Origin of the sequence: Bradyrhizobium sp. C9 (assembly GCF_002532045.1) — a bacterium.
Classification (GTDB): Bacteria; Pseudomonadota; Alphaproteobacteria; order Rhizobiales; family Xanthobacteraceae; genus Bradyrhizobium.
Window position 1 is genome coordinate 545,853 of sequence record NZ_NWTG01000003.1, and the last position, 17,656, is coordinate 563,508.

Annotated in this window: 12 protein-coding genes and 1 tRNA gene; 6 read left to right on the top strand and 7 right to left on the bottom strand. The window is 64.9% G+C overall.

All coding sequences use genetic code 11. The annotated features are described in order from the left end of the window. Positions 1-11: 11 nt before the first annotated feature. The 3 genes from CO675_RS10260 to CO675_RS10270 all read right to left on the bottom strand — a co-directional run bounded on the left by CO675_RS10260 (position 12) and on the right by CO675_RS10270 (position 7,791). On the bottom strand, positions 12-5,198 hold the full coding sequence (locus CO675_RS10260; protein ID WP_097671778.1) for a beta strand repeat-containing protein: 5,187 nt from the start codon (positions 5,196-5,198) through the stop codon (positions 12-14). Between the two features lie 335 nt (positions 5,199-5,533). After that, on the bottom strand, positions 5,534-6,421 hold the full coding sequence (locus CO675_RS10265) for a helix-turn-helix domain-containing protein (RefSeq protein WP_245452700.1): 888 nt from the start codon (positions 6,419-6,421) through the stop codon (positions 5,534-5,536). A 917-nt stretch (positions 6,422-7,338) separates the two neighbouring features. Next, positions 7,339-7,791, bottom strand: coding sequence for a hypothetical protein (locus CO675_RS10270; RefSeq protein ID WP_097671780.1), 453 nt, complete (start codon positions 7,789-7,791; stop codon positions 7,339-7,341). Positions 7,792-8,095: 304 nt separating this feature from the next. Between CO675_RS10270 and CO675_RS10275 the strand changes: the two genes are divergently transcribed. Both CO675_RS10275 and CO675_RS10280 read left to right on the top strand, forming a co-directional pair. Next, positions 8,096-9,727 carry a putative bifunctional diguanylate cyclase/phosphodiesterase gene (locus CO675_RS10275; RefSeq protein ID WP_143278936.1) on the top strand — a complete coding sequence of 544 codons (1,632 nt, stop codon included), beginning with the start codon at positions 8,096-8,098 and terminating at the stop codon, positions 9,725-9,727. Beyond that, on the top strand, positions 9,724-10,560 hold the full coding sequence (locus CO675_RS10280; protein ID WP_097671782.1) for a hypothetical protein: 837 nt from the start codon (positions 9,724-9,726) through the stop codon (positions 10,558-10,560). The genes CO675_RS10275 and CO675_RS10280 overlap by 4 nt, the downstream gene beginning before the upstream one ends. A gap of 415 nt (positions 10,561-10,975) precedes the next feature. On the opposite strand, the gene CO675_RS10285 is transcribed toward CO675_RS10280, so the two are convergent. Both CO675_RS10285 and cpdR read right to left on the bottom strand, forming a co-directional pair. Beyond that, positions 10,976-11,050: transfer RNA gene (locus CO675_RS10285), tRNA-Val, on the bottom strand. A gap of 79 nt (positions 11,051-11,129) precedes the next feature. After that, on the bottom strand, positions 11,130-11,489 hold the full coding sequence (gene cpdR, locus CO675_RS10290; protein WP_016843340.1) for a cell cycle two-component system response regulator CpdR: 360 nt from the start codon (positions 11,487-11,489) through the stop codon (positions 11,130-11,132). Positions 11,490-11,794: 305 nt separating this feature from the next. On the opposite strand from cpdR, the gene CO675_RS10295 reads away from it, so the two are divergent. From CO675_RS10295 to CO675_RS10305, 3 genes are all read left to right on the top strand, one after another. Then, positions 11,795-12,682, top strand: coding sequence for an N-formylglutamate amidohydrolase (locus tag CO675_RS10295; protein ID WP_097671847.1), 888 nt, complete (start codon positions 11,795-11,797; stop codon positions 12,680-12,682). Between the two features lie 666 nt (positions 12,683-13,348). Beyond that, complete coding sequence (gene hisN, locus CO675_RS10300; RefSeq protein ID WP_097671783.1) at positions 13,349-14,128, top strand: histidinol-phosphatase; 780 nt, start codon at positions 13,349-13,351, stop codon at positions 14,126-14,128. An 87-nt stretch (positions 14,129-14,215) separates the two neighbouring features. Next, positions 14,216-15,184 carry a tripartite tricarboxylate transporter substrate binding protein gene (locus CO675_RS10305; protein ID WP_097671784.1) on the top strand — a complete coding sequence of 323 codons (969 nt, stop codon included), beginning with the start codon at positions 14,216-14,218 and terminating at the stop codon, positions 15,182-15,184. Between the two features lie 40 nt (positions 15,185-15,224). Here the strand turns inward: CO675_RS10305 and CO675_RS10310 are convergent, their stop codons facing one another. After that, the gene (locus CO675_RS10310) at positions 15,225-15,833 is read right to left on the bottom strand and encodes a glutathione S-transferase family protein (protein WP_245452701.1); all 609 of its coding nucleotides are present in this window, start codon (positions 15,831-15,833) and stop codon (positions 15,225-15,227) included. Positions 15,834-15,852: 19 nt separating this feature from the next. After that, positions 15,853-16,746: a LysR family transcriptional regulator gene (locus CO675_RS10315; protein WP_097671785.1), complete on the bottom strand. Its 894-nt coding sequence runs from the start codon at positions 16,744-16,746 to the stop codon at positions 15,853-15,855. Between the two features lie 92 nt (positions 16,747-16,838). On the opposite strand from CO675_RS10315, the gene CO675_RS10320 reads away from it, so the two are divergent. Further along, positions 16,839-17,591: a sulfite exporter TauE/SafE family protein gene (locus tag CO675_RS10320; RefSeq protein ID WP_097671786.1), complete on the top strand. Its 753-nt coding sequence runs from the start codon at positions 16,839-16,841 to the stop codon at positions 17,589-17,591. Positions 17,592-17,656 lie beyond the last annotated feature (65 nt).

Here is a 17,656-nt window from a genome sequence, read left to right on the forward strand (position 1 = left end):
CGCCGTCAGGGTCAATTGAGCGTCAGGCTCACGCCGGCGCTGACACCCCAGTCGCTGCCGGCGGTGGTCGCCGCCAAATTGCTGCGCAGCCGGCTGTTCTCGCTGGTGTAACCGATGCCGAAGGCAAGCGCGCCCTGGCTGCGCCAGACGCCGCCGCCGGCCGATGCGCTGATCTTGCCGGGCCGGTCGTCATAGCGCAGCGATGCCGCGGCCATGCCGATCGCCGCGGCGCGCCAGGCGTCCTGCCGCACCTCGCCGATCTGGCCGTTGAGCTGCTGGAACGCGCTGTTGAGCTGGTTGACGTTGACCGCGTCGGTGCCGGCGACGCCCGCCGCCACGTTGCTGATGGTCACCGGCCCGGTGCTGCCGCTGTTCAGCGTCACCTTGTTGGTGGTGTTCCCTGAGGCATCGGTGTCGTAGCGGATCGAGCCGCTGGAAACCGCCTGGAGCTGGCTTACATTGACCGCGTCGGTCGCGGCCGAACCGGCGGCAACATTGGTGACGCGGCGTTCGGCCCCGGACGAGCCGACCGACACTTCGCCGGTCGCAACCCCGGCGACGCTCTTGCCGACGACGGGCGTATAGGCCGCATCGCTCAGATTGGCCGTGGTGGTCGAGTTCGCGCCGAGCGCCAGCGAATTGGCCGACGTCGCCTTGGCGCCGGCGCCGATCGCGACCGAGTTGGCGCCCGATGCGGCCGAGCCATTGCCCATCGATACTGCATTCGCGCCGCTTGCGACCGACTGGGGGCCGATCGCGACGCTCTCAGCGCCGGTTGCCGACGAATCCGCCGCGGTGGAGTTGGCGTGGAAGTACTTGATGCCGCCGCTGCCGGTCGAGATGTTGTTGACCGTCGTATAGAGAGCGTCGAGCGAGGTGTTGGTGGCCCAGAGCTGCGAGCCGTTGATCGCATCCGTCGAGGTCGCGCTGATCTGGCCGGCGGCGACGTTGGTGACGGTGCGCTCGGCTCCGACGCTGCCGACGCTGACGGTCGAAGTCGGCGCCGTGCCGGCGAAGGCGTAGGTGGTGCCGCCGATCGATGTGCTCTTGGTCTGGACCACCGTCGAGGTTGTCGAATTGGCGCCGAGCGCGACGTCGCCGGCCTGTGCCGTCGCCTTGGCATTCGGACCGAGCGCAACGCTGGTCGGGTTGGAGGTCTGCGATCCTGCGCCGATCGACACCGACTGGATGCCGCTGGCCTGCGCATTGGTTCCGAACGCGATCGAATCGGCGAAGTTCGATACCGAATTCTGGCCGATCGCGATGCCGCCGGGCGCGGTCTGCTGCACGGTTGCGCCAAAGCCCATGCCGATGCCGTTGTCGCCATTGACCACGGTCTGCGGTCCGACCGCGACGGAATTGTTGCCGACTGCGAGCGAGTCGGCGAGCGTCGAATTGGCGTGGAAGTATTTCGTCGTCGTGGTCGCGAACGACGTCAGCGCGCCGGTCAGCTGTCGCACGGTGACGGCGTCGCTCGATTGGGTGCCGTCGGCGACATTGGTGATCTGGCGATAGCTCGTCGCGTTGCCGACCGACACCGCGCCGAGCAGCGCGAGATCGGTGGTGTTGTAGGGAATGATGGTGCCGCCGATCGTGCCGGAAGCCGGCGCGAGCGCGCGGTTGGAGATCGAGCCCGAGCCGATCGCGACGCCGTCGGCGACCGAGGCCTGGGTGTTGAAGCCGAGCGCAGTGGAATTGGCCGCGGTTGCCGATGCTGCGATGCCGGCGGCCATCGAATTCGCGCCGGTCGCACCGTTGTTGGTGTAGTTCGCCAGCTGGGTGCCACCGTCGTTGACACTATAATAATGCGTCAGGCCGTTGCTGACGACGGTCGACAGGCTGTCGATCGCCTGCGTCGCGGCAAACAGCTGCGAACCGTTGATCGCATCGGTCGAGCCGTTGCTGATCCGTCCCGCGGCGACGTTGGTGATGGTGCGCTCGGCACCAACGGCGCCGACACTGACGGTCGAGAGCGGCGTCGTGCCGGCGAAGCTGTAGGCGGTGGTGCCGATGGTGATGCCTGACGTGCCGACCGCTGTGGTGGTCTGGCTGCCGGAGCCGAGCGCGATATCGTTGGCATTCGCGGCGGTCGCGCCGTTGCCGATCGACACCGAGCCGCTGCCGGTCGCGGTCGACACCGGCCCGATCGCAACCGAATTGGTGCCCACGGCGGACGAATCCGCCAGCGTCGAGTTGGCGTGGAAATACTTGATGCCGCCGCCGGTGTTGATGTTGTTGACGGTGGTGGCGAGGCCGTCGACCGCCTGGTTGGTGGCCCAGAGCTGCGAGCCGTTGATCGCATCGGTCGAGCTATTGCTGATCCGCCCCGCCGCCACGTTGGTGATGGTGCGTTCGGCGCCAAGCGCGCCGACGCTGACGGTCGAGACCGCTGTCGTCCCGGCGAAGCTGTAGGTGGTGCCGTTGATCACCGTGTTCGGCGTGTTGACCGCGGCAGCGGTGACGCTGCCCGCGCCGAGCGCAACGGCGCCGGCGTTGGCGGCGTTCGCGTTGGCGCCGAGCGCCAGCGAATTGGCCTGGCTGGCCGTCGCGGAGGTACCGCCGGCAAAGGAGCTGGTGCCCGACGCTGTCGCACCAGCGCCAACGGCGCTGGATGCGGCGCCTGACGCAGTGGTCTGCGTGCCGAGCGCAATCGAATCGCGACCGGATGCCTTCGGACCGCCGCCAAAGCCGTCGCCGATCGCGATGGCACCATCATTCGTGGCCTGCCCCGCACCGACGGCAACGGCCCCGGTTAGCGGCGAATTGCTGAGCGACGCGGCAAGCGCGCCCGAACCGAGCGCCGTGTCGGATGATGCCCGTGCCGCGGCGCCCGTGCCGACCGCAACACTGCTCGCGCCGGCGGCACTCGCACTGACGCCGGACGCGAGCGCGTTGGCGCCGGTGGCACCGGCGTTGTTGTAGTTGGTATCGGTTCCCGGCGTCGTGCTGTTGACGCTGTAGTCGTGGATCGCGCCGGCGGTGATCTGGCTCGAGAGCGTATTGGCAACACTGTAGAGCTGCGAGCCGTTGATGGCGTCCGTGCTCGACGTGCTGATCCGCCCGGCCGCGACGTTGGTGATGGTGCGTTCCGCGCCGACCGCCCCGACGCTGACCGTCGAGCCCGGCGTGGTGCCGGCGAAGCCCGAATAGGTGATGCCGTTGATCACCGCGTTTGGCGTGCCGACCGCGGCGACGGTGACACTGCCGGAGCCGAGCGCGACATCGCCGGATTTTGCTGCCGCCGTGGCGCCGTTGCCCAGTGCGATATTGCCGGCAAGACCGGCGGCGCCCGCGGTGGAGCCATTGCCGAGCGCCACGGATCCCTGCCCGATCGCCTTGTTGTTGTTGCCGATCGCGACCGCGCCGTTGGCCTGGTTGGCGGCGGTGGCGCTCGCCGTGCCGTCACTGTTGGCGATGTTGTTGGCGCCACCGGTGAAGGCGCCGGTGCCGCTGGCATAGCTGGGATCGCCGATCGCCACGGCGCCGTTGCCGAAGGCGGTGTTGTTCGCGCCGATCGAGACGGCCTGACCGCCGGTTGCCACCGAGTTGGTGCCCAAGGCCACCGCGTTGGCAGAACTCGCCGCCGCATTGTTACCGATCGCGATGGCGCTTGTAGCCGACGCCTTGGCGCCGATGCCGAGGGCGGTACTCGTGATTCCGCTGGCGCTGGCGCTGACGCCGGCCGCGAGAGAGTTGTCTCCTGCCGCGCTCGCTCCAGACCCGAATGCGGAGGCGTTTTGGCCGCTGGCAACGGCTGTGTTGCCGACCGCAGTGCTGGCGGCGGCACTCGCATTTGAGGAAGTGCCGATCGCCAGCGAACTCGTGCCGGCGGCGCTGGCTCCAACACCGGTCGCGATCGAACTGATGCCGGCGGATGCCGCATTGTTGCCGAGTGCAATGCCACCCGTCGCTGCACTGTTGACGATTGCGCCCGATCCGATTGCGACCGAGCCGCCGGTGCTCAGCGCCTGCGCCTGGTTGCCCAAGGCAACGCCGAAATCGCCCGATGCCACGGAGGTCGAGCCAATGGCAACCGCGCTTTGTCCCTGCGCCTTCGCGAAGAAGCCTTGCGCGATCCCGAATGCGCCCGTCGCCTGAGCGGAGTTACCAAGGGCCATGGAGCTTCCGGCCGACGCGACGGTGTTGACGCCCAGCGCCAGCGTGTTGGTGCCGGAGGCGTTGGCAAGGTATCCCACGGCTGCTGTCCCGACATTGGAAGCGGTCGCCCCATTGCCAACTGCTGTCGACTGGTTTCCCGTCGCGGCGGCGGACGTGCCGAAGGCGCTGGCCCCCGTCCCCGTTGCGGATGAACTCGGACCCACGCTCGTCGACCACGCCCCCGTCGCGGTGGAACCGGTGCCGAGCGCAACAGCCTCGAACGTGAAGCCGGCAGGCGCGGTCCCGCTGGCATTGGCATTCGTGCCGATGGCGATTGGAGACCCGCCGCCGGCTCCGGCGTTTGCTTTGGCGCTGACGCCGATGGCGGTGCCCGAGCCGTTAGAAGATGAGGCAGCGGACGACAATCCAATGGCGATCGAGGCGCCACCGGAGGCGCTGGCCGTCGAGCCCAGCGCCAACGCACCCACGCCATTTGCAGTGGTGTTGACGCCGAAGGATGAGGATCCGTCCCCGGTGGAATGCGCGTTCCCGCCTATGGCGAGGGCGTTGGTGCCGGTCGCGTTCGCAAACACACCCATGCCGATCGCATTCAGGCCGTTCACGGAGTTGGAATAGCCGACGATGATCGAACCATCGCCGGTCGCGCTGTTCGAATCGCCTATCGCCAGGGAGTTCTGGCCATTCGCATTGGTATTGACGCCAATGGCGGTTGCATTGGCGCCGGCAGCGTGGGCGCCGCAACCCATAGCCGTGCTGCCGGCGGTTGCAGCGGTGGGATTGGTGCAGTTAGCGGGGTTGCTCACAACACCATTGCCGATGGCAACCTGCGCGAACGCCGCCTGCGGGATCATGATCCCCATGGCGACAAGCAGCGCGCCGACCGCCCCGCCGGCGCTCAGCGAACCAAGCCCGAGCCGGTCGCGCCTCACACCCAGTGTCCGGTGCGCCTGACGCAGCACCGCCAACAGCCGACGTCGCAGCGAGCGGCTCCCCGCATCGCCCGATGCGACCCAACTCCGGACGAAGCCGGTGCGGCCTTGACGCTTCAGCGATTCGGATGAGTTGCGTGCGACAACCATGGTGCGCCCCCTTCGTGACATCTTGTCCAGACGTCGGGGGTGCCATGGCGCGGACTGTGCCGACATGCGTGTCCTTTGGGAACGCATGTGGAAATATGAAAACCGCGCGACCTGCGCCGGCCTTCCGGTCCTGACCAACGATGTGTCGAACTCAACGAGCGCATCTTGCCACCCAGCGCTCGCTCGACTGCCCCATCAATGTGCCCCGAGTCGTCATGTCAAAAATGATAGACACATATTTGACAACGTCACTCAGCAGCCCGTCCAAATAGCGCGCAGATCGTCTCACAAGTTGAATGATTTGCTCAATGCACCGTGGCGTATTTCGTAGAATTTCAACCGGCAGTTGATCTGCGGCGCACACGTTCACGCATCTCGCGCGGACTGACGCCGAACTCGCGGCGAAACGCGCGCGTGAAATCCGACGCCAGCTTGAAGCCGTGACGATAGGCAATCTCCTGCACCTGCCTGTCGGTGGACGCGACGAGTTCGGCATGTGCAGCGCGCAGCCGCTTGCGCAGGATGTATCCGGCGACGCCGCCGACACTCTCGAATGCACGGTAGAGGGCAGAGCGCGAGATCCGCAATTGCTGCGCAATGCGATCCGGCGTCAGGTCGAAGTCGCCGAGATGCGTTTCAATATAAAGACGTGCACGCTCGAACAGCACCGATTCGATTGCGCCGCGCGCCTGCTCCAGCCGGTCCGAGGACAGCTGAATGCATGCGGCGATCATCTGCGCGGTCGCTCGCCCCGCCTGCCTCAACTCGTCCGGCGACATCAGGATCAGGCGCGTTTCGAGTCTGTCGAGATAGTCCGACAGCAGTTCGATCAGATTGCCCGAGAGGAGAATGGTGCACGCATCGTTAAGCTGATCGGCCACGTCTGCGAATGACCGGCGCGGCAAAGCCAGCACCAGGCCGTCATAGTCGGTAATGCTGCCGCGGAAATCGTCGTCGAGCGAGATCAGGAACATCGCGCCGGGCCCGGCGTGAACCCGCCGCTCTGCCGTTTCGAAGCGGGCTTCGCCGGACCGCACCCGGAACAGCCACCAGATATCGACCGGCGCGCCCTGCGAGGGCTCGACGGCGCGCGCGAACGTTTGAGTGGCAACGCGTCCTGACGTGAAGACGACATCGGTCATGTTGCAGGTCAGGTACTCCACCTCGAATCCCTGCGCCGGGCTGTGGCCTTCCGACGGCGCCACATCGACCAGCGAGGCCATGCGGGTCTTCCACACCTCGAACTGCTCCGACGGCGGATAGGACCGTGTCGTGAAGAGCCGCGGTGCCGCCGGGGCTATGTCCCTGATGTTACGGGGCTCGCGCGGCAGGGGAACCTGTTCGAGGAGCTTGGCGGCACTCGCCGGCGCATTGTCGTCTTCTGGCATGTCATTCCGTCCCCCGTGGTCGCAAACGACGAACGTCGTCTCAACGGGGGCGCATTCCCAAGGTTGCGTCGCCGGCCGCTGACGGGCAGGCGAATTTCTGGCGGACAAGGAAGCAGCATCATCTTGGATGCGGACATCACCCGCTTACGCCGGCCGCTCCTGATAGGGCCGACGGGTCCTGCGGCAGTCGTGCTCACACATGGCATTCATCGTTGTCGCGTCATTGCCGGACCCAGTCCGGAAGCACCGTCACCGAGTCGGTCTGACTGATCTAGAGAACAATCTGAGCGAGAACCAGAGCGGCGGCAACGCGCGCCGTGAAGAAATCCGAGATTGCATTCGTGCGATGCGATCGGGCAACGCATCATCGCAGAGTCTTCAGAAAATTTTCTCGATCTTCGTGCCGGGACGATATGAACGTCGCGAGGGGGCAACTTAAGCACGGTACATGACACATCACGAATCCCGCGCACAGGGTTCGCGTCGACCGCGCCTGAAGACGCTTGCCTAATCATGCGGCATTCCACCACGTGCGACGTCAATGAGATCGATGGGAACGGAACACGCGCGCGCGAGGCGCACATGTCGTTGCACGCTGCGGCATTTTCATATGAACGTCGAGATGACGAAAGTAATAGCGGCTCGTCATATTCGTCGGTGAACATGCCCGCGGAGCCGGCGTCGCGCGCCCGATCGCCGGCACCGGCAACACCAGCGACGCAGCATGCGGTCCTCGATCGGGCGCCGCCCGGCTATGCCTTGTGTTGCCCGATCTGGTCGTGTTGCCCGATCTGGTCGAGCCATGCCGCAAAGCGCGGATGCTTTGCGAACCTGCCTTGCACGACCGCCAACTCCTGCTGGAAGACCGGCAACGAGAGTACCCGCTCGATGTCGGGCTCCCTGATCTTCCAGATTCCCGGCGGAACGAAGCCATGCACCTTGAGCTCGTAGAGCTCAAAGATCGAGAAGATGACTTCATGCACAATTCGGCGCTCGTCCGGCGTCATCTCGATGCCGCCGCCGGCGCTCTCGTCATGGAACGTTGCCGTGGGCAGGCGACGCCGCAGATCGGATATGCGCTCGGAGTATCTGAGGAAGATGTCGGCTCCCAGACGCCGGTTGTTGGTATGCAGCGCCGTGTAGATCGCGGTGATGCCGACGATGATGGTCCCGAGCGTCATGAACTTCAGGATATGATCGAGCACTACGATGTCTCCTTCGACCTTCCGTGATCGCGCCAGGAGCCCCGAGCTGTGCTCCTCGCCCTTTATTGCCCCTGGGCGCCGTGATCGTCGAGATGCGGATTACCGATTTGCCCGACGGCGCAGGTCGACCGTCCGAGGCGGATTCCAGGACCCTCGGCCGGCGCCGAACAGCCAGTGATCGGCACGGCGGCAATCCGGCCCTCGACGAAAGTCGCAACAAATGGGCCGCGCGCCTGTCGTAGATTTGTAACCATCTTGCAAATCGTTATCGCGCAAAAGTCGCGGGCAGCCTTCACGCAACCATTTGCAAACTCCAGACTGCCTACCGTCACCGGATATTATAGTGATAGTGGGGACGGGAATGGCTGGGCTGCGGCCGAATATCCCAATACGGCTCGGGACTGCATTCAGGGAACAGCATTCGGGCGTTGAGCGTGATTCCGCCGTTCCATCGGTCGGAACAAGCTCGGAGGTTGAGCGCCTGCGCGGCGTCATTGCACGCCTGATGCACACGGCCGCGCATGACCAGCTGACCGGTCTCCCGACGCGCAGCCTGCTGCTCGAACGGCTGGAGCTTGAACTGGCGCGCGAGGCCGATGACGGCGCGCGGATCGCGGTTCTGTTCGTCGATCTCGACAACTTCAAGCTCGTCAACGATTCGCTCGGCCATAGCAGCGGCGACGAGGTGTTGACCGAAATGGCCCGGCGCATCCTTGGCTGTCTCGGACCGGAAGATACGGCGAGCCGGTTCGGCGGCGACGAGATGGTGGTTCTCCATCCGCGTGCCTCGGACCGCTCCGGAGCGGACCTCGGCAAGCGGATGCTTGCGGCGCTGGCGGAACCGATCCTGCTCTCCGGCAAGGAAGTCGTGGTATCGGCAAGCGTGGGGCTCGCGCACTGCAAGCCCGGTACGAAGGGCGCCGAACAATTGCTGCGCGAGGCCGACACCGCCCTTTATGCGGCAAAGGTCCGCGGCCGTGCGCGATTGGCCGAGTTCAACGACGAGCTGCATGCCCGCGCCGAGAAGCGCGTTCAAATCGAATCCGACTTGCGGGCGGCGCTGCGGGAATCGCAGCTGTTCGTCGAGTATCAGCCGCAGGTCCGCCTGAAGGATGGACGCGTCGTCGGCGTCGAGGCGCTGGTGCGCTGGCGGCATCCCGAGCGCGGCATCATCTCGCCCGCCGACTTCATCCCGGTCGCCGAGGAATGCGGGCTCATCGTCAGGATCGGACGGCAAGTGCTGCAGGAATCCTGTCGCCAGCTTGCCGAGTGGGCAAGGCTGATGCCGGGCTGCCCGCTCGCCATGACCGTGAACGTGTCGCCGCGCGAGATCGCGGAGCCGACCTTCATCCAGGAGCTCTGCCAGGTTCTTGCCGGCACCAATGTCGATCCGACCGCGCTGTGTCTCGAAATCACCGAAAGCGTCATGATGAGCGCCCCGGAAGAGGTGGTCCAGGTGCTCGATCAGATCCGGCAGCTCGGCGTGTTCGTCGCGATCGACGATTTTGGCACCGACCACTCATCGCTGTCGCGTCTGCGCGACATGCCGGCCGAAGTGTTGAAGATCGACCGCAGCTTCATCGACGGTCTCAGCAGCGAGCCCGGCGATACGGCGATCGTATCGTCGATCCTGAGCCTCGCCTACGCGATGGGCAAGCACACCATCGCCGAGGGCGTGGAGCGAGGTGAGCAGGCCGCAATGCTTCTCCGCATGGGTTGCGACGTTGCCCAGGGCTATTTCTTTTCGCGGCCGGTTGCCGCCGAACAGATCGCGCCGATGCTGACCAGGGCACTCTGGCATCCGAGCTCGGGACGCGCGCTGCACGCCGCGCAGCCCGTGGAAGGACCGGTGCGGCGCGGCCATCATTATTTCATCGACGAATTTCTTGATCACATCGGGGCTCCCATGGGCACCAAGGCGACGGTCTCGCGATGATGTATCTCGTCATCGGTCTCAGCAATCTGGCGATCGGGCTGGCTTACGCGGGCCTCGGGCTATTGTCGGCCTGGGAAACGGTCAGCCTGCATCGTTACCGCGGCTGGTCCCGCTTCGGGATCGGGTTTTCGATGATGGCTGCAAGCTGCGGCCCGCATCATCTGGTGCACGGCTTCCAGGTGCTGCAGGGCGAAAGCGTGTCCTGGTCGATGCTCGCCGTCACCCTGCTCGGGCTGCCGGCAGGTTTGACATTTGTGTACCTGCGGTTCGAGACGATATTGGGTGGCCAGGGCGAGCGATTGATCGCGCTCTCGCCGCATCGCGCGGTGTTACTGGTCGGCGGCTTCGCCATCACGGCAGGCTGGCTGGCGGCCTGGGCGATGGCCCAGCCCGGCGCAAACGTCCCGTTCCTTTGCACGTCGGCCGAACTTGCCGCGCGCGTGGCGACTCCGGGCAACTGGATCGATGTTGCCTCGACCACGTTCTACGCCAATGTGTTCGTCACTGTGACCTACGGCCTGGTCGGCTGGTACCTGGCTGACCATCAGGTGCGCCGCTATCTAGCGACCGGCGTCTGGTCGCTGTCGGGGGCCGCATTGGCGGGCGTCTTCTTCTCCTGCGCGCTGATCCATCTCATTGACGCGACGACGCACGGCAGCGGGTCGATGCTCGTCTTCGACCTGATCGGCATTCCCGCCTCGGTCTATTTCCTCTGGGTTGTCGAGCAGCTGCACAGCGACTCCGTGCTGGACTGGAATCGGCGTCCGTTGGTCGGCGCCGCGGCCGCCCCGGCGCGGCCCTCACCCTGGAGCGGCAGGAACCTGCAGCACTGAATCATCGCCGCGAGGATGCGATCGGCATCGGGCTTTCGCTGCGCCCTCAACTGATGGGGAGGGCGGAACGAGATGCAAAGCTCGTACAAGGAGTGTCGCGAGAACGCGGATGTGTGACTCACAGATCGTGCAACACACTCGGTGTCGTCCTGGCGAAAGCCAGGACCCATTACCCCACATCTCAATTGTTGCGCGACGCCGGGGCCACGATCCGGTTCATCACTAAATGCGGTGGTTATGGGTCTTGGCTTTCGCCAGGACGACGACGTGGAGTCGGACAAGCGTCAGCAGGTTGAATCAGAAGCCCGCCGTCACGGCGAAGCGTGGCTCGCCGAGCCGCAGCTCGCGGCCACAGGCCCGCCTGCGCCCATTGGGCCTCGGCGCCGCATCCTTCTCTCGCTGCGCGAACGAAGGATGGTGGGTGCGACAGGGATCGAACCTGTGACCCCTACCATGTCAAGGTAGTGCTCTCCCGCTGAGCTACGCACCCAAAGCCGTGTTTGGATCGGGTCCCTATAACGGACACCGGCGGGGCAGGCAAGGATACAAAGCGAAGGTTTTTTGGCGAATCAGGCCGCCAGCAACTTATTCACTTCGCTAACCAATTCCCTGAGGTGCACGGGCTTGGCCAGCACCTTGGCGTTTTTCGGCGCCTCCGAATCGGAATTGAGGGCCACCGCGGCAAAGCCGGTGATGAACATGATCTTGATATCGGGATCGAGTTCCGAGGCACGGCGTGCCAGCTCGATGCCGTCCATCTCAGGCATCACGATGTCGGTGAGCAGCATTTCGAACGGCTCCTCACGCAGCCGCTGGTAGGCCGACATGCCGTTGTCGTGCGGCGAGACCTTGAAACCGGCGTTTTCCAGCGCCTTGACCAGAAAGCGGCGCATATCGGTGTCGTCTTCGGCGAGAAGAATTTTCGGCATGGCAGGGATCGTCGAATCCGGCTTGAGGAGCAGTCCGAACAGTAAGCCCGACAGACGGTAAATTTCGGGTGAAATTTGCGTCAAGCCAGCGGCAAATGCGCGCCAGTCACTTGTGGACCGAACCACGCATCGAATCAACCTTGTACGGGCTTTTCCGCCTTTAAGACGCGTTCCAGGCGGCGGCACACTCTTTTCACTTGGCAGAATGATCGCGATTACCGACAATGCCCGCCCATAAATCTCCGCTTTTCCGGCAGAATCAGTTCTTGCGGGGCGAGGCGGACGCAAGGGACGGCGCCAAGGGAATGACCGAATTTGCTGGCGAGTTGTCGCCCCCGTTCGAGATCGTTGAGCCGCAAGCCTGGCGCGCGCCGATCATCTTCAATTCCCCGCATTCGGGCTCGGTGTACCCGGCCGAATTCCTCGAGGCGTCGCGAATCGACGTGGCCTCGCTGCGCCGCTCCGAAGACTCCTTCATGGACGAGTTGATCGCAGGCGTGAGCGATCGCGGCTTTCCGATCATCCGGGTCAACTTCCCGCGTTCCTATGTCGACGTGAACCGCGAGCCCTACGAGCTCGACCCGCGGATGTTCACCGGGCGGCTGCCGAGCTTCGCCAACACGCGCTCGATGCGGGTGGCCGGCGGCCTCGGCACCATCCCGCGCGTGGTCGGCGACGGGCAGGAAATCTACCGCGAGCGGCTCGACGTCGACGAGGCGCTGCGGCGAATCGAGGTGCTCTACAAGCCCTATCACCGCGCGCTGCGCCGGCTGATCAACAAGGCGCACCAGGCGTTCGGTACCGTGATTTTGGTCGATTGCCATTCGATGCCGTCGGTCGGGGTATCGCGCGACGAGCCGCGCCGGCCCGACGTCGTGATCGGCGACCGCTACGGCACGAGCTGCGCGCCGCTGCTGCCCGACCTGGTCGAGGAGATCATGAGCTTGCTCGGCTATTCGGTCGGCCGCAACAAGCCGTATGCCGGCGGCTTCATCACCGAGCATTACGGCAATCCGGCAAGCGGCCTGCACACCGTGCAGATCGAGCTCAACCGCGCGGTCTATATGGATGAGCGCCAACGCGAGCGCGCACCGCGCTTCGCCCAGGTGGCGGCCGACTTCGCGACGCTTGCTGATGCGCTCGCGAAGATTCCGTTCGGGGATCTCGGCCCGTTCCAGGCGGCAGCGGAGTAAATCCTTCGTCGGCATCGTGACGCCGATGAAGCCATGAACCAGGAATTCAGATTGGCGGTGAGACAAGCGCCGAATTGGATTCTCAGTTCATTCGCGGAAAGACGGCTCCAAGAAAAAAGGGCCGCTTGAATGAACAAGCGGCCCAAGTCTAGGGAGGAAACGCCCAAGGAGGGCAGCGATAGCGCGAGGCGCTACCGCACCGCAACAATATGCGACCGCGCTGCACAAAACGCAAGAACTTTCGAAACATTTCTTGGGTAATGTTGGTAAGTCTGGCGAAACTGCAACATGGCCAGTGCGCCAAATTAAGATATTGAATATCAATATCTTACGCGATAAATCGAGATCGGACGGCGTTCAGCGCATAGCTTGTATACCAGAACTCGCAACTTCGTGATCCGCCCCGAAGCCAGGGAGACTTTCGAATCGAAGCCAAATCGAAAGTCCGGAACCGCGCCATAGGCTGGGATAACACTCCGTTAATCGTGCGCGCCGCATCGGATTGAGCTAGAGCGTTTTCGAGCGAAGTGGATACCGGTTCGCGTGAGGAAAACGCGTCAAACTAAGAATCTAGAGCCCCGTTCCGATTTCATCGGAACGGAAAAGGCTCTAGGCAAGAACGCATCCAGTTTCTAACGCGTCGTTTGCGCATTTCAGGGACATGCCGTGACGGTCATCGACTTTACCGCCTTCATCGGCCGCCTCGCGACCGCATCCGGCGAAACCATCCTGCCCTTCTTCCGCACCTCGCTCTCGGTCGACAACAAGAGCTCAAGCGACTTCGATCCGGTCACGGAAGCCGACCGGGCCGCGGAAGCCGTGATGCGGCGGCTGATCAAGGCGAACTTCCCCCAGCATGGCATCGTCGGCGAGGAGTTCGGCAACGAGCGGGAAGACGCCGATTATGTCTGGGTGCTCGACCCGATCGACGGCACGAAGTCCTTCATCGCCGGCTTTCCGATCTGGGGCACGCTGATCGCGCTGCTGCATAAAGGTACGCCGGTATTCGGCATGATGCATCAGCCCTATATCGGCGAGCGCTTCTCCGGCGACAACGGCTCGGCGAACTACGCCGGGCCGTCGGGCGAGCGGCGGCTCTCGGTGCGGCGCTGCGCCTCGCTGAAGGAGGCGACCGTCTTCACCACGAGCCCGCTGCTGATGAATCCGGATGACCGCGCCCGCTTCGGCCGCGTCGAGCATGCGGCGCGGCTGTCGCGCTACGGCGGCGACTGCTACTCCTACTGCATGCTCGCGGCCGGCCATCTCGACCTCGTGGTCGAGACCGAACTGAAACCCTACGACATTGCCGGGCTGATCCCGATCGTCACCGGCGCCGGCGGCGTCGTCACCACCTGGGACGGCAAGCCGGCGCAAGGCGGCGGCCGCATCATCGCAGCCGGCGATCCGCGCGTGCACGAAGCCGCGATGAAGCTGCTCAACGCCTGAACTTTGCTCCGCCTGATTTCTTGAGTTGCCGGGCGACTGATCTGCGCCCATCCTGACGGCAACGAGAAAAGTCAGAGATCGGCGCACATGACGACTTGCGGCAGGCTGCTGGCAGCCATTCTCCTGCTTCTCGCGCCCGTCGCCGCCAGCGCTCAGGAGTTCCCGGCCAAGCCGATCCGGCTGATCGTGCCGTTCCCGCCCGGCGGGCCGAACGACATCATCGCGCGGGTGATCGGGCAGAAGATCTCGGAACTGGTGAGGCAGCCGATCGTCGTCGACAACCGCGCCGGCCAAGGCGGCGTGCTCGGCACCGATGCGGTCGCGAAGGCCGCACCTGACGGCTACACGGTTGCGATCGCCAGCGCCGGCGCGCTGGCGATCAGCCCGAGCATGGAGAAGGTCGCCTACGACACGCTGAAGGATCTTGCGCTGGTGACGCTGGTCGCGACCGTGCCGGAGATGCTGGTTGTCGCCACCGACGTGCCAGCAAAGAACATGAGCGAGTTGGTCGCGCTCGCCAAGGCGCAGCCGGGCAAGCTCAACTTCGCCTCCTCCGGCCCCGGCAGCCTGCCGCATCTGGCCTGCGAATTGTTCAAGCTGACGGCGAAGATCGACATCGTGCATGTGCCCTATCGCGGCGCAGCGCCGGCGGTGAACGATCTCCTGGGCCAGCAGGTGCAGATGACCTTCCTCGACCTGCCAGTGATCCTGCCGCAGATCAAGGCGGGCACGCTGCGGCCAATCGTGCTCGGCGGCCGCGAGCGCGCCCCGACCGCACCCGACGTACCGACCACGGCGGAAGCCGGCATGCCCGACCTGATCGTCGAGAACTGGTACGGCATGGTCGCGCCCGCCGGAACGCCGCCGGCAATCGTCACCAAACTGAACAAGATCACCACCGACGCGATGGCTGATCCGACGGTCAAAGCAAAACTCGCCGAGCAAGGCCTGACACTGGCGGGTGATACGCCGGAACATTTCCGCGACTTCATCGCCGCCGACATCAAGCGGTGGGCGAAGGTGATCGAGGACGCCGGCGTGGTGACGGCGAAGTAGGATTAGTAGTCGAGCCGGCCGCGCAGTTCCTCGAAGGGAATCATGACGTGCTTACGAAACGGCAGGCGCTGCTGCAGCCGCTGATACCAACGCTCGACCGCCGGCAGCGCTGGCGCGCGATCTCGAGCCCGAAATAGCGATAGAGCGAAGTTCCTGCGGTGATGTCGGCGAGCGACAGCGTCTCGCCGAGCAGGAACGGCGTGGCTTCGAGGAGCTGCTCGAGTTTCGCAAAGTGCTGCTCGCAACGGGCGAGCGCCCTGTGAATCGCCGGCTGGTCGCGCTGGCTCTCCGGTGTACGGAAAAATCCCCAGAACACGCCGCCGAGAAAATCCGGCTGCAGCGCGGTTTGCGACCAGTCCATCCAGCCATCGACCCGCGCCCGGATGACAGGATCGTCGGACCAGAAGCGGCCGTCGCCGTGGCGCGCGGCGAGGTAGCGCAGGATGGCGTGGGATTCCCAGACGGTCGCGTCATCATCCCTGACGACAGGCACGCGGCCATGCGGGTTCATCGCGAGGAACGCGGGCGCATCGAGCCCGCCGAACGCGCCGCCGGCATCGATGTGCTCGTGCGCCAGATCGAGTTCGCCGATCAGCCACATCACCTTCTGCACGTTGAACGAACTGCGCCGTCCCCAGACCTTGAGCATCGCACTCTCCTCGGCTTCGTCAGCGCTGCGCTTCGGCCCGCAGATATTCCACGAGCTGCTTGGCCGCACGCGGCAGCGCCTTGAAGCTGCGCGCGCAGATCGTCAGCCGGCGATTGGCCCAGGCGTCGCGGATCCTGATCGTTGTGATCGGCATCGCCGCCGCGCAGCGCCGCGCCGCGGTTTCCGGGATCACCGCGATGCCGACATCGGCGGCGACCATCTGGCAGATGGCGTCGAAGCCGCGCAAGCGGGCGCGGAAGCGCAGCCGCGCCCCGAGCTTTGCCGCGTGCCGCGAAATATGGACCTGCAGCGCCGACGTTGCCGTGAGGCCGACGAAATCGCGGCCGACCACCTCCTGGAAGTCGATCTGGCGGCGGCCGCCGAGATCGCTGCGCCGCGACGCCACCAGCATCAAGCGGTCCTCGCTGAACAGGAAGCGTTCGACGCTGTCGGGCAGCGCGTGTTCGGCGGCGAAGCCGAGATCGGCGGCGCCGCTGGCGATCGCGGTCGCGATGTCGGTGCTCTCGCGCTCCTCGACGTCGACGCTGATATCGGGATGCTCGTGCAGGAACGCCGCCAGCGCCCGCGGCAGATGCTCCGACAGGCCCGAGGTGTTGGCAAGCAGCAGCACGTTGGCGCGGACGCCGCTGGCATAGGCGGCGAGATCGCTCTGCAAGGCCTCGACATTATGCATCACAATCCGCGCGTGCCCGAGCAGGCTCTCGCCCGCCGCCGTCAGATCGACGCCGCGGCGGCCGCGCTTGAGCAGCGCGACGCCGAGCGCCTCCTCAAGGCCCTTGATCCGCTCGCTGGCCGAGGCTAGCGCAAGGTTTGCGCGCGCCGCGCCCTGGGTGATGCTGCGTGCATCCGAAACCGCGATGAACAATTGCAAGTCGATCAGGTCGAACCGCATGACATTTCCCGTCCCCGCCCTTCGGGTCGCCCGAAGGCTAACTCCGTAACCTCCAGATTGTGCCGATCGGCGCGATCGGTCAATGTGCAGCCATGGTCGACCAACTCCTGATCTTCATCGCTTTCGCCTTCCTGCTCGCCGGTTTCGTCAAAGGGACGCTCGGCCTCGGTCTGCCGACGGTCGCGATGGGATTGCTGGCAACCACGATGGCACCGGGTCAGGCAATTGCGATCGTGATCGTACCGGCGATCGTCACCAATATCTGGCAGACCTTCGTCGGCCCCTATCTGCGCGACATTCTCAAGCGGCTGTGGCCGCTGATGCTCGGCACCGTGGTCGGAATCTGGATCAATGCCGGGCTATTGACCGGTCCTTACGCAGCCTACGGCACCGTCGTGCTCGGCGCGCTGCTGGTGATCTATGCGATCGTCGGCCTGAGCAGATTCAGCTTTAAGGTCAGGCGGCGCGACGAGAAATGGATCGGCGGCATCGTCGGCGTCATCACCGGGCTGATCTCGGCGGCAACCGGCGTTCAGGTCATTCCCTCGATGCCGTTCATGCAGGCGATCGGCATGGAGCGGGACGAACTGGTGCAGGCGCTCGGCGTCTTCTTCACCACCGCGACCGTGGCGCTCGCTTTCAATCTCACCGCCTCGGGCCTGCTGACCGCGGCCACCGCGCTGCCGGGCGCGGTCGCGATGGTGGCGTCGTTCATCGGCATGTTCGTCGGCCAGGCGGTCCGCACGCGGATGCAGCCGGACGTCTTCCGCCGCTGGTTCCTGATCTCGATGATCCTGCTCGGCATCTATCTGGCCGGCAGCGCGCTGCTCAAGATCCACGGCTAGAGATTCTTGTTTGACGCGTTTTCTTCACGCGAACCGGTAGCCACTTCGCTCGAAAACGCTCTAGT

What these genes read in the sequence shown, in the direction of transcription:
- CO675_RS10260 (WP_097671778.1), bottom strand. Translation starts at nt 5,198, where the DNA reads ATGGTTGTCGCACGCAACTCATCCGAATCGCTGAAGCGTCAAGGCCGC.
- CO675_RS10265 (WP_245452700.1), bottom strand. Translation starts at nt 6,421, where the DNA reads ATGGCCTCGCTGGTCGATGTGGCGCCGTCGGAAGGCCACAGCCCGGCG.
- CO675_RS10280 (WP_097671782.1), top strand. Translation starts at nt 9,724, where the DNA reads ATGATGTATCTCGTCATCGGTCTCAGCAATCTGGCGATCGGGCTGGCT.
- cpdR (WP_016843340.1), bottom strand. Translation starts at nt 11,489, where the DNA reads ATGCCGAAAATTCTTCTCGCCGAAGACGACACCGATATGCGCCGCTTT.
- CO675_RS10295 (WP_097671847.1), top strand. Translation starts at nt 11,795, where the DNA reads ATGACCGAATTTGCTGGCGAGTTGTCGCCCCCGTTCGAGATCGTTGAG.
- CO675_RS10305 (WP_097671784.1), top strand. Translation starts at nt 14,216, where the DNA reads ATGACGACTTGCGGCAGGCTGCTGGCAGCCATTCTCCTGCTTCTCGCG.
- CO675_RS10310 (WP_245452701.1), bottom strand. Translation starts at nt 15,833, where the DNA reads ATGCTCAAGGTCTGGGGACGGCGCAGTTCGTTCAACGTGCAGAAGGTG.
- CO675_RS10315 (WP_097671785.1), bottom strand. Translation starts at nt 16,746, where the DNA reads ATGCGGTTCGACCTGATCGACTTGCAATTGTTCATCGCGGTTTCGGAT.
- CO675_RS10320 (WP_097671786.1), top strand. Translation starts at nt 16,839, where the DNA reads ATGGTCGACCAACTCCTGATCTTCATCGCTTTCGCCTTCCTGCTCGCC.